10 protein-coding genes, 1 tRNA gene and 2 pseudogenes are annotated in these 16,120 nt (G+C 56.6%); 6 read left to right on the forward strand and 7 right to left on the reverse strand.

Annotated features, from left to right (window positions below):
- Positions 1–30 precede the first annotated feature (30 nt).
- Complete coding sequence (ftsZ, locus tag AC0L7S_RS09770; RefSeq protein ID WP_473470675.1) at positions 31–1,062, reverse strand: cell division protein FtsZ; 1,032 nt, start codon at positions 1,060–1,062, stop codon at positions 31–33.
- 514 nt (positions 1,063–1,576) lie between these two features.
- On the opposite strand from ftsZ, the gene dctP reads away from it, so the two are divergent.
- From dctP to AC0L7S_RS09785, 3 genes and pseudogenes are all read left to right on the forward strand, one after another.
- Positions 1,577–2,680, forward strand: a complete 1,104-nt coding sequence (gene dctP / locus AC0L7S_RS09775) for a TRAP transporter substrate-binding protein DctP (RefSeq protein ID WP_473470677.1) — start codon at positions 1,577–1,579, stop codon at positions 2,678–2,680.
- Positions 2,681–2,698: 18 nt separating this feature from the next.
- On the forward strand, positions 2,699–4,012 hold the full coding sequence (locus AC0L7S_RS09780; RefSeq protein WP_473470678.1) for a TRAP transporter small permease subunit: 1,314 nt from the start codon (positions 2,699–2,701) through the stop codon (positions 4,010–4,012).
- A 69-nt stretch (positions 4,013–4,081) separates the two neighbouring features.
- Positions 4,082–5,370 (forward strand): annotated as a pseudogene (locus AC0L7S_RS09785) (TRAP transporter large permease).
- Positions 5,371–5,612: 242 nt separating this feature from the next.
- Here AC0L7S_RS09785 and AC0L7S_RS09790 read toward each other — a convergent pair.
- From AC0L7S_RS09790 to AC0L7S_RS09810, 5 genes and pseudogenes are all read right to left on the reverse strand, one after another.
- Entirely contained in the window at positions 5,613–6,917 is a 1,305-nt protein-coding gene (locus AC0L7S_RS09790) for a glycine cleavage T C-terminal barrel domain-containing protein (RefSeq protein WP_473474250.1), read from the reverse strand.
- A 60-nt stretch (positions 6,918–6,977) separates the two neighbouring features.
- A pseudogene (locus AC0L7S_RS09795) lies at positions 6,978–8,127 on the reverse strand (NAD(P)/FAD-dependent oxidoreductase); the annotation flags it as partial.
- Positions 8,048–9,601, reverse strand: coding sequence for a trimethylamine methyltransferase family protein (locus AC0L7S_RS09800; protein ID WP_473470679.1), 1,554 nt, complete (start codon positions 9,599–9,601; stop codon positions 8,048–8,050). The pseudogene AC0L7S_RS09795 and the gene AC0L7S_RS09800, both read right to left, overlap by 80 nt.
- 95 nt (positions 9,602–9,696) lie before the next feature.
- Entirely contained in the window at positions 9,697–10,602 is a 906-nt protein-coding gene (locus tag AC0L7S_RS09805; RefSeq protein ID WP_473470680.1) for a LysR substrate-binding domain-containing protein, read from the reverse strand.
- Positions 10,603–11,176: 574 nt separating this feature from the next.
- Positions 11,177–11,261: transfer RNA gene (locus AC0L7S_RS09810), tRNA-Leu, on the reverse strand.
- Positions 11,262–11,437: 176 nt separating this feature from the next.
- Here AC0L7S_RS09810 and AC0L7S_RS09815 point away from each other — a divergent pair.
- The 3 genes from AC0L7S_RS09815 to AC0L7S_RS09825 all read left to right on the forward strand — a co-directional run bounded on the left by AC0L7S_RS09815 (position 11,438) and on the right by AC0L7S_RS09825 (position 15,034).
- On the forward strand, positions 11,438–12,025 hold the full coding sequence (locus tag AC0L7S_RS09815) for a YqaA family protein (RefSeq protein WP_473474251.1): 588 nt from the start codon (positions 11,438–11,440) through the stop codon (positions 12,023–12,025).
- 67 nt (positions 12,026–12,092) lie between these two features.
- Positions 12,093–12,572 carry a disulfide bond formation protein B gene (locus AC0L7S_RS09820; RefSeq protein ID WP_473470681.1) on the forward strand — a complete coding sequence of 160 codons (480 nt, stop codon included), beginning with the start codon at positions 12,093–12,095 and terminating at the stop codon, positions 12,570–12,572.
- Positions 12,573–12,853: 281 nt separating this feature from the next.
- Positions 12,854–15,034 (forward strand): diguanylate cyclase, encoded by a 2,181-nt coding sequence (locus AC0L7S_RS09825; protein WP_473470682.1) that lies wholly within the window; start codon positions 12,854–12,856, stop codon positions 15,032–15,034.
- A gap of 126 nt (positions 15,035–15,160) precedes the next feature.
- Here the strand turns inward: AC0L7S_RS09825 and AC0L7S_RS09830 are convergent, their stop codons facing one another.
- Positions 15,161–16,039 (reverse strand): 3-hydroxybutyryl-CoA dehydrogenase, encoded by an 879-nt coding sequence (locus tag AC0L7S_RS09830; protein WP_473470683.1) that lies wholly within the window; start codon positions 16,037–16,039, stop codon positions 15,161–15,163.
- Positions 16,040–16,120 lie beyond the last annotated feature (81 nt).

Consider the following 16,120-nt stretch of genomic DNA (forward strand, 5'->3'; position numbering starts at 1 on the left):
TCTCGGATACGGCAGCGAAAAACCGGAACGCTATTGAAGGGTTCGCGGTTGAACCGGTTGGCCATGCATGGCTTCCGACAAATGCCTGTCACCGATCTGCGGCTGGTCAAGCCCCGCAGCTACGACAGATACCTTGAATTTTCCTTCGAGGCTCTTGTCGAATATGGCTCCGACAATGATGTCGGCATCCTCATAGACTTCTTCGCGTATGCGCGTGGCCGCTTCGTCAACTTCAAATAGCGTCATATCCATGCCGCCGGATATGGAGACGAGAACGCCCCTCGCGCCTTTCATCGAAACTTCGTCGAGCAGCGGGTTGGCGATGGCAGCTTCGGCGGCGCTGATTGCGCGTCCCTGGCCTGAGGCTTCGCCGGTTCCCATCATGGCCCGGCCCATGTCCTTCATCACCGATTTCACGTCTGCGAAATCGAGATTGATCAATCCTTCTTTGACGATCAGGTCGGTAATGCAGCCAACGCCGGAATAAAGCACCCGGTCGGCAATGACGAAAGCATCGGAAAATGTGGTCTTGGCGTCCGCTACCCTGAACAGATTCTGGTTTGGAATAACGATCACCGTGTCGGAACCTTCACGAAGCCGTTCAATGCCTTGATCAGCCATTTCCATGCGGCGCTTGCCTTCGAAAGCGAACGGCTTGGTGACCACGGCAACTGTCAATATGCCGGCGTTTCGAGCGGCTTGCGCGATGACCGGAGCAGCGCCGGTGCCGGTGCCGCCACCCATTCCCGCCGTCACAAAGCACATATTGGTGCCCGACAGATGATCCATGATTTCGTCTATCGATTCTTCGGCCGCAGCGCGTCCAATCTCGGGAAGCGAGCCTGCTCCCAACCCTTCCGTGACATGCGCGCCAAGCTGGATCAGCCTTGGCGCTTTCGACATAGTCAGCGCTTGCGCATCGGTATTGGCGACGACAAATTCGGCACCTTCAAGTTGTTCCGCGATCATGTTGTTTACGGCATTTCCGCCGCCGCCGCCGACACCGATGACGGTGATTTTCGGGCGCATCTCGGAGATTTCCGACTTTTTGAGGTCTGACATGTCTCTTCTCCATGGATGGTTGACCGCAGATCCCATGCCGTCAGGAAATATATTCTTGAACCAGGGTCGAATGCGACTAAGCGCGCGAGATCAGGTGAACCTAGCTTAGAGCATCGGGCGGCTAAATGGCATCATCCTGCCGGAGGGAATTTGTGGCAAGGTCGAGGGGACCGGTGACGTTCTGCAAGTCTCCGACATCAATGATGGCTTTTCAGGCCATCACTGATGTGCAGGTCGCGAACATGTTCGTTGCGTCAGACACGGTTGCGCAGGTCAGGAGATGTCGAACGCCAGAAAGAGCCATGGATCAAATATCTGGAGATAGAGCAAAAACCAGACAGGTGGTCGCGGTTCTGTTTGCTTGAACTGGAACAAGACTAAAGGCCAATGGCGTGACATTGCGTCGCACGAATTTCGGTGCGAAACTGCAAATAAGGCAACCTCGTAAAACGTGATGAATGCCGGTGAAGGCACCGCCAGAGTGCCAACAAAAAATCAATGGAGGAGATTGGGAATGGCAGAGATTACGCGCCGAAATCTTATACGTAGTTCGGCATTGTTGGGTGCGGCCGCGAGTGCGACCCTTGCCGCCCCGGCTATCGCTACTGCGCAAGGTGAGACAACCACCTGGAAAATCCAGACATCATGGCCCGGTGGAGCCGGACTTGATATTTTCAAGAAATGGTGTGGGACGATTGTCGAAAAGACTGGTGGCGAGCTGGCTTTCGAGCCTTACGGCGCCAATGACGTCGTCGGTGACTTCCAACTCTTCGACGCCGTCAAGAATGGCGTTTTGCAAGCGGTCAATCCGTTCACAATCTATGCGCAAGGTATTATCCCGGCGGCAGTGTTTCTGACTTCATATCCTCTGGGTTTGCGCAATCCGAGCGAATTCGATGCATTTTACTATGGCCTGGGCGGCCTTGAAATCACGCGCGAACTCTATGCAGCCCAGAACATGCACTATGTCGGACCTGTCCAGCATGACGCAAACCTGATCCATTCCAAGGTTCCGATCCGTTCCGTCGACGATTTCCGTGGACGCAAGATGCGCCTTCCCGGCGGCATGGTCGCGGAAGTGTTTCAGGCATTGGGTGCCAAGACGACGGTGCTTCCGGGCTCGGAAATCTTCCCGGCTTTGGAGAAGGGCACAATCGACGTTGCCGATTACACCGGCCCGGCGGTCAATTATGCGCTCGGTTTCAGTCAGGTGACAAAATACATTTCCATGGGGCCTCCCGGTTTCATGTCCGTCTACCAGCCGGTCGATCTTATGGACATTACGGTTGGCATGGACGCGTGGAATGCGCTTAGCGACCAGATGAAGCAGTTCGTCGAAATGGAAACGCAGGTTTACTCACATGTGCATTTTGCGGGCATTCAAAAGGCGAACCAGGAAGCCTGGCCGAAGTTTGAAGCCGATGGAACAGAGATCACGCGGCTTAGCCAGGACGATGTGCAGTTGATGACCGAGGTTGCGGTTCCAATCTGGTTCAACTGGGCCAACAAGGACAAGGATGCGGCGCGGATTTTCAAAATCCAGCTCGACTATATGCGTTCGGGTTCACTTGGCTACATTGATGAAGCGATTCTGGAAGGCCACGAACTCAAGCTCTAGGAAGCTTTTTATTCCAAATTGCTTCCGTTGAAACGGGCCGGCTTCTCCATTGTGGAGGAGCCGGTCTCTTCGCCCAACGCATCAGGAGCTTACAATGCCTTCACTGACGTTCGTACTGCCGCATTGGCTGTACTGGACCGGACTTTTGTGTTCCCACTCATTGCGATGGTGTTGGCGCGACGCTCATCCATCGGCGGTCGCCGGGGGTATTCGGTGGCGCTGGGATATCTGATCCTCGTAACCGGCGGGATGGTCGGCCTTCATCGGCTGTATCTGAGGAACAAATGGGGCTTTCTCTATATCCCCGTGTTCATTTTCATTCTGTATGCGAATTCGTCCCAGCGTGAAGCGCGGGTCGTTTACTCTGACGCGGCAAACCAGGTCAATGTCGCTCAATCAGCGCTGGCCCGCGAAACCACGCGAGTTGCCAATTCCGGAAGCCAACTGACGCAGTTGCAAGCCGACTTCGATGAGGCGGAGGCCGATAGCCTTGCCAAGCGTTCAGCCGAACTGAAGCTCAAACGAGCCCAGAGACAGCTCGAGGTTCGCAAGAAGCGGATCGAGGATTCGCAAAAAACTCTTGAAGAGGCAAAGCCGACAGCCGATCGGGCGGCGGCACGTCTCAATGCCTGGAGCAGCCGGGCATTTTACGGATTTCTGGTTATCCTCGCCGGACTGATCGTCGATGTTGCCCTTCTGCCGTCGCTTACAAAAGCGGCCAATGTTCGCCATGGACGCGAAATGGCAGCCGATGCAGCAGCGGAAGAAATTGATCCGACGGTCCCGTCCGAAGACGAAGTGCTTGGGCGCAAGGAAGATGTCGAACACATCTCGACCGGTTGGACGGGTGCCATCGACAGACTGTCTTTTGTGACCGGCGAGTTCGTTTCATACTGGTCTGTCATTGCCGTCTTTGTTTACTATTACGAGGTCGTTGCCCGCTACGTCTTCAACTCACCGACCATCTGGGCACATGAGGGCATGTTCCTCATGTTCGGCATGCAATATCTGATCTGTGGCGCATACGCGATGCTGACCGAAAACCATGTGCGCGTCGATATTTTCTACGCGCCGATGTCGCCGCGCCGCAAAGCCATCGTCAACATTCTCACCTCGGTGTTTTTCTTTATTTTTGCCGGTGTCTTGCTGGTCACGAGCTGGATCTTCGCTTTGGACGCAACACGCGTTTCGGAAGTTTCCTTTACCGAATGGCGTATCGCCTATTGGCCGATGAAATGGGCAATGGTGGTTGGCGGGGTGCTGTTGTTGTTACAAGGCATCTCGAAATTCGCCCAGGACATCCGCATGATTGTCGCGACAAGGGGGGCCTGAGCGATGGGTATCGACATTTCCATCGGGTGGCTCACCCTCATCATGTTTGGCAGCTTGCTGGTGCTGTTGATGGCGGGCCTGCCGCTAGCTTTCGTTACCGGCGGCCTTGCCTGTGTGTTCCTGTTCGTTCTTGGCGATGCGCAGACGCTCAACATTGTGCCCAGTCGCATTTTTCCGTTGATGACCAATTACCAGCTTTCGGCCATCCCGCTCTTCATTTTCATGGCTTCGATGCTCGAACGAGCGGGCATCATCAACGATATGTTCGATGTGATCTACAAGGTGCTCGGGGGCGTGAGAGGCGGGCTTGCCGCAGCAACGATCATTGCGTCGACGATATTGGCGGCGATGGTTGGCGTGATTGGAGCGGCTGTGGTGACCATGGGCATCATCGCACTACCTGCGATGCTCAAGCGTCAGTACAACCCCGAAATCGCCATGGGATCGATCATGGCTGGCGGCACGCTTGGTATCCTGATCCCGCCGTCGATTCTTGCCATCATCTATGCGGTCGTTGCCGAGCAATCGGTTGGCGAATTGTTTATCGGTGCCGTTTTGCCGGGCCTTTTTCTGTCTGGTCTCTACATCCTTTACGTCATCGTGATGTGCTATATTTATCCGGAAAAAGGTCCGCCGATCCCGCTGGCCGAGCGCATCTCATTTGTTGAGAAACTCCGCCTCGTCAGCAAGATGGCGGCGCCGATAACGCTGGTGGTTCTGGTTCTCGGCGTCATCTTTACGGGCGTTGCAACACCTGTGGAAGCGGCTGGCATTGGCACCTTCGGAGCCTTTATTGTTGCCGCCATTCACCAGAAACTGACCTGGGCCACTGTTCGCGATGCGTGCATGGTTACGCTCAAGGCAACGGCGATGGTCTTGTGGATCATGTTCGGCGCGACGATCTTTGTCGGTCTTTATGTGATCGAGGGGGGCAGCAATTCGTACAGGAGTCCATGGCGGCCAGTGGTTTGGGGCCATGGGGCATCCTCATCATGATGCAAATCATCCTGATCATTCTTGGCATGTTTCTGGATTGGGTCGGCATTTTGCTCTTGTGTGTGCCGATCTTCGTGCCGATCATCGTCGGACTTGGCGCTCCGGCGTTCGGCTTTAGCGATCCGGACGATCTCGTCTTGTGGTTTGGCGTTCTTTATCTCGTCAATATGCAGATGAGTTTCCTGTCGCCGCCCTTCGGTTATGCACTGTTTTACCTGCGTGGCGTGGCACCGCCGGAAATTCCAATGACGCGCATTTTCAAATCAGCGTTGCCGTTTCTTGCGATACAGCTCATTGGCCTGACGGTCTGTATGCTCTATCCGCCGATCATTACCTGGTTGCCCCATCTGGTATATGGATAGGGTCAGGATTCAAGCAGGAGCGGTTCAGCGAATTGGCCAAAGCTGAACCGCTCCAAATATTTGGCGTAACACAAATCCTTGACGGAAAATCGCTGCACAGTTTTGGGCAACATACACTAATCTAGTCGTGCAACCGGTTTTCTCGATCGTGCCCGCGGTGTCCACCGTCTGCATCGGCGGTCTGTTTCAGGATGAGCGATTGCGGATTGGCCGCAAATGACAGGATATAGTCCGATCCGACATCATGCTTTCTGCCGTGCGTTGGTCGGATCCCAGACAGGTTCAGCATGTAATATCAGCGCGCGGCGTTCGCCGAGAATGACGACCTCCAGCCCGCCTGACATATCCGGTTCAATATAAGCAAAGGCCAGGCTTTTGCCTGTCGCATAGCCAAAGCCGCCAGAGGTGCAGACCCCCACCACACGCTCGCCCTGCATCACCGCCTCGCCGCCGTAGATGTCGCAATCGGTCGCGGCGACTTCACCATATACAAGCCGCGTCGCTATGCCGTTTTCGCGAGTGGCCTCGGTCGCGGCGCGACCGTTGAAATCGCCTTTTTGGGGAGCGTAGAAGCGCTGGCAATCGGCCTCGATCAAGGTGATCTCGTTAGTCAATTCGGCACCAAAACCGCGATAGCCTTTTTCCATGCGCAGGGAGTTGACCGCGATGCTGCCGAATGCGCCAATGCCATGCGCCGCGCCCGACGCCCAGATTGCATCATAAAGCGTCGCCAGATCACCCATAGGGGCGTGCAGTTCCCAGCCCAGTTCCCCGACATAGTTGACCCGAAGGGCACGAACGGGAATGCCGGCGATAGCGATCTCCTGCCCCGACAGCCAGCGAAACGATGCGTTGGTCAGATCCGCATCGGTCAGCGGCGCGAGGACGTCGCGCGATTTTGGTCCCGCCAGGACCAGCATGCCGAATTCATCGGTGACATTGGCGATGGTCACATCGTCACCGGCGGCGTTCAGATGGTCAAGCACCTGGCGTTCGCTTCCCGCGCCGGACAGTACATAGAAGCGATCATCGTCGAGCCGCGTGATGGTCCATTCGCCTTCAATCCGACCAGCTTTGGACAGAACATGCGTCAGGTTGATGCCGCCCGCCTTCTTCGGCAACCGATTGGCAGTCAGCCGGTCCAGAAGCGCCTCGGCACCGGGGCCACTCACATCGAACTTGGCAAAACTTGACAAGTCCATGATGCCAACCCGCTCGCGCACTGCGCGGCATTCGGCGGCCACCAGATCGAAGACGTTGTTGCGGCGGTATTGCAGCTTTTCGACGAAACCGGTGGGGGCGAAATATTTCGGCCGCTCCCAGCCGTAGACCTCGGTGTAGACGGCGCCTTTGTCTTTCAGCTTTTCGTAGAGCGGCGTCACGCGGCGCGGGCGACCGGCATGAATTTCGCGGTCGGGCAGCGGGGTTTCGAACATGTTGTGATAGTCATCGAAGCTTTTCGCGCGGGTGTAGTCTGCGTCGGCGAAGCGCCCAAAGCGGCGCGGATCGACGCTGGCCATGTTGATCTCGGCATCGCCATGCACCATCCATTGCGCCAGATACTTGCCACAGCCCGCACCCTGGGCGATGCCGATGGACGAGCCGCAGCATTGCCAGAAATTCGGCACCCCATGCGCCGGGCCAACCAGCGGATTGCCGTCCGGTGTGTGCGGGATAGCGCCGTTGATAACGCGCTTGATACCCGCTTCGGCAAAGATGGGCATCCGCTCGAGTGCCTTTTCAAGCCAGGGGGCGATGCGGTTGATGTCGCCTTCGAACAGTTCGCTCTCGCTTTGCCATTCCGGCCTGCCGCCTTGTGCCGCCCAGGCTTCTTTCGCGCCGTGATGTTCGTAGATGCCGATCAGCCCCGCTTTCTGTTCCTGCCGGTAATAGCCGGCGGTGGCCGGATCGCGCATTACTGGTAGTTCGGTATCGGCGCCCTTGAAAGCCTCAAGCGGCTCGGTCACCAGATATTGGTGTTCCATGTTGGTGATCGGGGTCTCGACCCCGACCCAGTTTCCCACTTCGCGGGCATAGCAACCACCGGCATTGACGACGTGTTCGCATGTGACATTGCCTAGCTCCGTGACAACCTCGAACTCGCCCGACTCCAGGCGGTTGATATCGGTCACCCGGTTGCGGCGGATGATCGTTGCCCCCAATTGCCGCGCGCCGGCCGCCATGGCGTTGCAGGCGCTTGCGGGGTCGACATGGCCGTCCATCGTTGTATGTGCGCCGGCAAGGACACCATCGGTCTTCAGCCAAGGGTTCAGCGCGCGAGATCCGGTCGGGGCTGATGATCGCCATCTCAAAGCCGATATTGGCAGCAAAGCCCGCGACATGACGAAACCAGTCGACCTCCTCTGGCGTCGTGGCAAGCCGGATGCCGCCGCAGCCGTGCCAACCGGTGGGTTGGCCGGTCAGTTCTTCCAGACGCGGATAAAATGTGTTGGAGTAGTGGTGGATCTTGGCCATGTTGTAATTGCCGATGAACGATGGGCATTGGCCCGCCGCATGCCAGGTGGAACCGCTTGTCAGTTCCGCCTTCTCGATCAGCAGGATATCCTTCCAGCCTTCTTCGGCCAGGTGATAGGCCAGCCCTACCCCCATCATGCCACCGCCGACGATCACCACTTTCGCATGGGTTTGCATAAGTACCCCCTTTCTATTCAATGGCTTACCAGAAGCCGTTTCCGGTAAACATGCGCGCCCTTGGCAAAACGATGTTATATGCATCGCGCAGCCGCTTATCGACATCGTCACCGATATGGCGTGGATAGTGGTCGACCAAGATCTTTTGCACCCTGTCCCGCGCCACCGCGCGGGCGTCGCGCGCGCCGGCCTCCTGCCATTCGCTGATGCTGCGACGGTCGGCGATTTCGGGGTAGAGATAGTCGGTCTTCATGCGGTTGAAAGTTTGCGGATGGCCAAGGAAGTGGCCCGCACCCATGACTACATCGCGAATGACGTCGAAGCTGAGCGTGTCCTCGCTGACCTCGACACCCTTCACAGTGCGCAGGATCGCGCCCAGAAGGTCATTGTCCAACACATAGCTTTCGAAGGCGGTGCCCATCAGGCTGCCGTGCATTCCGGCGCATTCATGGATCATTGAAGCCCCGGCATGGGCAGCGAGAGAGATGGTGTAGCCTTTTTCCCCACCGGATTGCGCATCCGGCAATTTGCTGTCGGTCATGCCCGCGGGGACGGAGTTGGGAAGATCGTAGAACCCTGCCATCTGTGCGCACGCCGCTGACAGAAGCGCCTGTTCGCCCGAGCCGCCCGACATCGCACCCGTGCGCAGGTCCGACACGAAGGGCCAGGTCGCGAAAATGCCCCGGCAGTCCGGGTCGATGATGTTGCACAAGATGAGCCCTGCGAGCACCTCGGCGCAGGCTTGCGCCACCGCACCCGCCAGCGCCGCCGGAGCCGTCGCCCCTGCCTGACCGGCCGAAACCAGCAGGATCGGCATGCCAGCCAGAACCGCCGCTTCCATTGCATCGCAGCTCTCGGTGGCAAAGCGCATCGGCGGCACAACGTGGCAGCAGACCGCGGTGCAGAAGGGCCGTTCGCGGAACTTGCCCTCGCCGCCCGCGACCATGTCCAGCATCGGCTGTACGGCGCGCACGCTGTTGCCATCCGTATAGCTGACGGCGATCGACTTCGTGGTGCCTGAGAGGCAGGCATAGGTGGTGTTGATATCAAGATCGAGGATCGTGTTGGTGTCGCGCGCTACGACCGAGCGGTGATACCAGTGGACATTGTCCAGCCGGTCGACCAGCCGCGCAATGTCATAAAGATCGGCCACCGTGCTTTCGCGGTATTTGCCTGTCTCAAAGTCCGAAATGGTCGGGGCGGCGCCGCCGGTGCCGGTATGCACGCGTTTTCCGCCGATCTCCAGATCGTGAATCGGGTCAATGCCGTGGAGGGTGAACTTGCGCCGCGTGCGGGCGAGCACGTCTTCAACCAACGCACGGGGAAACCGCAAGCGGCCGTTCTCATCGACACGGCACCCGGCTTCGACCGCGCGAGCCTCAAGAGTGGGTGTCACCTGCGAAAATCCCAAATCCTCCAATAGGCGCAGGACGAGGTGATGGACACGTTCCATCTCTGCCCGGGTCAGCGGCTGAAAACGACCGCCAACCATGCCGGGCGTAATCGGGGGCAGCGCGGGTGTCACCTCGGCACCGCCGCGTCCCCGGCGGGTGGGTCGGCGAAGCGCGAGTTCGGTCATGGGCTTGCTCCCGGATTGGGTTTCTCAAGACCCAATTGACGGAAATTCGCGTCACGGTTCAAACGATCAATTCGAATGCCTTGCATTCCCGGAAATCATGTCAGATTCGAACACTCGGCAACCTCTTCCCTGATCCACTGAAGGAAGCTGGCTGTCGCGGGGGCATCTGCGGCTTTTTCCAATGCGCTGACGTAATAGCCCTCCCGCGTTTCCAGGTTCTTGTCGACCGGACAGACCAGCCGCCCGTCGGCCAGCATCGTGTCCGTGATATAGCTCCAGCCGAGCGCCACGCCGCGTCCGGCCTCAGCCGCCTGAAGGATCATCGGATAGCTGTTCAACTGCACGCCGCGCCTTACCGGCTGACCTGTCACACCTTGCGTCATAAGCCAGACATGCCAATCGACACCGCCCCAGATATTGCCACCGCCGTCGAGGTGTAAAAGCGTCTGGTCAAGCATATCGGACGGCGCGCGTATTTCGGGGTGGCCGCGCAGATAGCTGGGGCTGCAAACCGGATAGACCTTCTCTCCGAACAGTAGATGCGCCCGGACGCCCGCCCATTGTCCGCTGCCGTACAATATCGCCACATCCACACCTTCCCGGCGAAGGTCCACCTTCTGGTCTGTCGCGAGAACCCTGAGGTCAAAATCAGGATGCTGGGTGCTGAACCTCTCCAGCCGCGGCATCAGCCAGAAATAGGAAAAGGCGACAGAGGCGGAGACGGTGATCTGCGGGTTCGCGGTTGTGGCCCCCAGCCTGCCAACGCATCCCTTGATTTCCTCCAGCCCGCGCGTCACGGATTCGTAGAGCTGCCGCCCGGCGGTGGTCAGTTCGATCGCCCGGTGCAGGCGCCGGAAGAGGGGCAGGCCGAGTTGGTCCTCCAGCGTCCTGATCTGGCGACTGACGGCGCTTTGGGTTAGGCACATTTCATCCGCCGCGAGCGTGAAACTGCTTCGCCGGGCAACCACCTCAAAGGTCTGGAACAACGACAAAGGCGGCATCTAGCGTACTTTCAAACAATCCTGACAACGGATATCGCAGCCTAAACCAACCAAACAAGATGAGGCAAACACTCCAATGACCTACGCATATGTCGGTGCCAAATATTCTGATATCGGACACTTTGCGAGGTCGATTCCAACAGTGGCAAGTTCAAACATGGATGGCTCCTCTGTTCGAGACAATTACATTCCAGTTTATGCCAAAATGCGACGGCGGAAGCAGGAGCCATCCGCACCATCAATCGAGCAGGCCTTATAGAGGTTCGAGTAAACCGAATTTACATCGACGCATTGTCTGGTGTGTATGAGGCCAAGGTTATCAAATAGAAATCCATGAGGGGACTGACTGGAAGGCGCTAGTGGTTCGATTCCGACATTTGCATCCAATTGGGTCAAGCTCCCGAGCAAATGTCGGAATCAAAGGACCACTAGATAACTATTTGATTCTAGTGGAGCTTTGAATTTGACATTCAATGCGGCACTTGCCGCGAACGGGACTCGAATGTTAAATTCGCTCCACTAGTGAAGCCGCATCCCCTAAGCTCACATAATTTAAAGATAACAATGTGAATAATGGTGCCCCTAGCCGGAATCGAACCAGCACTCCTTGCGGAACTCGATTTTGAGTCGAGCGCGTCTACCAATTCCGCCATAGGGGCCCGGACCAAGAGGTCCAGATGCGCGCGGACTATACGGTTAGAACATGGTTCGTCAACTGGCGAGTTCTTCATTTCGCGAGATGAAGCACAATGTCGCGTTTTTCCTTCCTTCCAATCCAGCCATTGTGCCGACGCTGTTTTCTTCCTATTCAGGCGGTTCGCAATTTGAGGAAATCATGCTTCGCGGACTTTACGATTGGACCTTGTCGCTTGCGGCACGGAAATCCGCCGAATGGTGGCTGGCTTTTATCGCTTTCGTTGAAAGCTCGGTTTTTCTGGTTCCGGCAGACGTGCTTTTCCTGCCCATGGCGCTGTCGCGCCCGAACCGTGCCTATCGCTATGCGCTGATTGCCACAATCGCTTCGGTGCTTGGTGGTATCGCGGGCTGGTTCATTGGCCACTATGCCTATGATGCCTTGGCAAGGCCGGTGCTCGAATTCTACGGAAAATATGATCAGTTCGAGGCGTTAAGAACCTCGTCAGGTATCGGTTTCATCGTTTTGATGCTGGTTACGTCGGGACTGGCCCATTTGCCGCCGATCAAGGTCGTGACAATTCTGTCGGGCGTCATTGGCGTCAATCTGGCGCTTTTCATCATATTGGCAATTGTTGCGCGTGGGGCCCGTTTCCTGTTTCTCGCCTGGCTTTTGCGCAAATATGGTGAGCCCATTCGCGAATTTATCGAAAAGCGCCTTGGGACGATTGCCGGCGTGGCCGCCGCTGCCCTCATTTTGCTTTATGTCCTCGTCAAATATCTAGTCTGACGGATTTCACACACAACAGGTGCTGGACCATATGATCGACACCACGATTAAAACCGGGCAGCGGCCCATGTTAACGGCTCTTTTCCTTGCAGTCGCCATGGCAATCACTGTGGGCTCCGCGCTCGGCTTCCAGTACATTGGTGGGTACATCCCGTGCAAGCTCTGCTATGAACAGCGTATCCCTTACTATGTTGGCATTCCGCTGATGATGTTGGCTGTCATGGCCTCGCTTTTTCGGCTGCCAGCGTGGATAACGCGCGTTCTGCTGATTATCGGTGGCCTATTGATGGTTTATGGCCTCGTTCTCGGGATTTATCATTCAGGTGTCGAGTGGTCATGGTGGCCGGGGCCGACCGACTGCACCGATGTGGCCGGTCCCGTCGATACCGGTGGGAACGGGGTGCTGGATGCGCTGGACAAGTTTGTGCCACCATCTTGCGACAAGGCGGCGTTGCGCATCTTTGGCCTGTCTTTGGCCGGATGGAACGTGATTGCCAGTGTCATCCTTGCAGGAATTGCATTTCGCGGCGCATTTTCGCGCGACTAATTGAGCGAAAAATCGATGACCTGGTTCATCTGCTTCCTCAAATCGAGGTTTCAGCGGAACTGATCCTCTGGAAACGCTTTCTTAAGCATGGCCGAAATTTTGACGTAACGGAAGGTCGATAGGTCGGTCAGCGCAACCTTTCCTTAAAAGCCTCGATACATTGTGAAAAGTCAACGAGGCTGAGCCAAGTGACGTTTCCAGTGGGGGTACAAGAGTACACAGACCGGAAGCTGAAGCCGACGTTTCTGACGTCGGTGTTGTTGGCTGCGGGATTTGTTGTCATGGGCGCGGCATCAATCCAGCTATCGCGCCTTGGTGACGGTATTGCCGGGCTTTGGCTGGCCAATGCGTTTGCCTTTGTTTTCCTTGCGAGGCAAAGACGCGGTTTCGGTTTAGCCGACATAGCCATCCTGATTGCCTCGTCTTTTGTCGTCAATATTGCCTTCGGTTCCAGCGTCGAGATGGCGCTACTTCATTCGATCGTGAACGTTTTCCATATCGGGTTGGGATTTTTCCTCACGCGTAAATTGCTGAGCGACATGCCACTTGAGAAGTTGGGGGCACGCGAGTTCGGACTGGTTCTGGGCTTTTCTGGTGGCCTTGCCGCAGCTATTGCTGGGCTTATATTCGGGACAATAGCCTTTGCGACAAATGGCTGGCCGCTTGTTTCGGCGGGTTGGGCGTGGTTTTCAGCAAATGCCTTGGGATTTGCCATATTCTTGCCGACGATGGCGTTCGTCACCCGTCCGGCCTTGGCGGCGTTGCTAAATGTCGGGTCAATGGCTCGACTTTTGTCAATTTGTGCCGGGTGCATAGCAATAACCGGGCTGTCGCTCGCATCAGGGCATTTCCTGTTCATCATCGCTATGTTGCCGCTTCTGGTTTTGACGCCACGTCTCAGTGTCTTCGAGCTTGCAATCGTTTGTTCTTCAACGGGCGTTGCGGCTGTTGTCGTCGCCATGGTGGGGTTGGCTCCAAGCCTTGGGCAGGGGGTAAATGCGTTCAATGAAGGGTTTCAGGTTGCCATCGCCGTCACTGTCCTGATGCCATTTTTGGGCGGTCTTTTCGTCCGGCAGATGGTTGAAGACCGCCGGCGTATCGCTGAAGCGGAAACACGCTGGAATTTCGCCTTGGCGAGTGCCGGTCAGGGCGTGTGGGATCTCGATTTGCGCAAAGGTCGCGTCACATACTCGAAAACCTGGAATGCGATGCTGGGTTTTGATGGCGATGAATTTGACTCAGACCCGGATGAATGGCTGACGCTGGTTCATCCTGATGACCGCGACCGGGTGATGGCAGCAGATCGTGAGCATATGGAAGGTCGCGTACCATATTTCGAGGCCGAGTTCAGAATGCGGCACAAGAGCGGCCGGTGGATATGGGTTCTCGATCAGGGCAAAGCTGTCGAGCGCGACGAAAACAGCTATCTGGTCAGGGCGATCGGCGTCGTCACCGATATAACTTTGCGCAAAGAGGCCGAGTATCGTCTGGCAATATCGGCTGCGATGCTTGCGGCCGAAAAAGAGCGTTTACGTGTGACGCTCCAATCCATCGGGGATGCAGTTATCTGCACTGACGCTGCGGGAAATATCACATTCGTCAATCCATTGGCGGAAAAGCTCGTTGGGTTTGATAGTTCGGATGCGCTTGGACGGCCATTTGATCAGGTCTATTGCGTCGTTGATGAAGAGACGGGGGCGCCGCTTGATCTGAGGTGGTTCGAAGATGGCGATCAAAAGGGTGCCGATCCGAATAACCGGGCCGTACTTGTTCGCCACGACCAAACGCGACGCAGCGTGCGTCAGGTGGTGTCACCAATCATCAATGAGAGAAGCGAGTTTTGCGGATCGGTTGTCGTGTTTCAGGATTTCACCGATGCACGCGCACTGCAGCGCCAGTTAACCTATGCGGCCAACCACGATGCACTCACCGGGCTTTCCAATCGGTCGGATTTCATGCGCAAGGCCGATGATATCGTAGCGATGGTGCAATCGGGAAGTGTTGAGCGTTTCTTCATGTTCATTGATCTCGATAATTTCAAGCAGGTCAATGATACAGGTGGTCATGCGGCGGGCGATGCGCTGTTAAAACGCGTGGCCGATGCCATCCGGGCCAATGTAGATCAGGATCAATTGGTTGCGAGGCTTGGCGGTGACGAGTTCGCCGTGATCGTCGAAACGGGTTCAGTCGCTGAGGCCGAGCAGATCGCCAGGTCGATCGTTGATGCCATATCGAGCCTTGATCTTGTCTGGAATGGTAAAGCTCAATCCATCGGTGCCAGTGTCGGCATTGCAGCGATTGCAGCCGACAGCGGTGAAGTCGACGAAATCATCGCGCAAGCTGATGTTGCCTGCTACGCGGCAAAGGCAGCGGGACGAGGCTGCGTTTGCGTTGCGCCGCGACATAGAAGTGTGTCCATGCCAAACGCGCCCGAGATGTCGCGTACGGTCAAAGCATCATGACATCCGCGTGAATTGGGCGAGCGGCTGTTTGCTCGCCGGATTATCGTGATCGATGCCAATGATTTAAGGCGAGATGCGGGCGGAAAACCGGCGCGCAACTTTTCCCAATCCTTGCCTGGAATTGCGCTACCGCGTCGGCACGGGATGTTCACCGCGATAGTCGTAAAATCCACGTCCGGTTTTGCGGCCAAGCCATCCGGCTTCGACATATTTTACCAGAAGCGGGCAGGGGCGGTATTTCGTATCCGACAGGCCATCATGGAGAACCTGCATGATCGACAGGCAGGTGTCGAGGCCGATGAAGTCGGCAAGTTGTAGCGGTCCCATTGGATGGTTGGCACCAAGCTTCATGGCCGTGTCGATCGCATCAACGGACCCGACGCCCTCATAGAGTGTGTAGATCGCTTCGTTGATCATCGGCAACAGGATGCGGTTGACGATGAATGCGGGAAAATCCTCCGACACGGTGATGGTCTTTTCCAACTGACCCACAAATGTCTTTGCCACTTCAAAAGTCTGGTTATCTGTGGCGATGCCGCGCACCAGCTCAACCAGTTTCATGACCGGTACGGGGTTCATGAAGTGGATACCAATGAAGCGCTCGGGCCGATCTGTCTGGGCGGCAAGACGAGTGATGGAGATCGACGAGGTGTTGGTTGCCAGAATTGCTTCCGGGTTAAGTTGTGGGCAAAGCTGCGCATAAATCTTGCGCTTGATGGCTTCGTCTTCGGTCGCGGCCTCAATGACAAGGTCCGCTGCAGCAAGGTCAGCCATGGCGGGCGCTGTTGAAATGCGGCTCATGGCTTCGGTGCGGACTTTTTCGCCCATTTTGCCGGAACCGACCTGGCGGGCCATATTGCCACTAATCGTGGCAATGCCATTTTCTATGCTTTCGGGAGAAATATCGTAGACGAGAACCTTGTAGCCAGCCAACGCGGAAACATGGGCGATACCGCCACCCATCTGGCCTGCTCCAACGATGCCGATCGTTCCGATCTTGCTCATTTATTGATCCCGTCCGCCTGCTTCTTGTGCAGTGCAAACTAAAAGGGCAGGGCGACTTCGTCTACCCCGCCCTTGGTACTT

This window comes from Mesorhizobium sp. G2-6-1 (assembly GCF_055809095.1).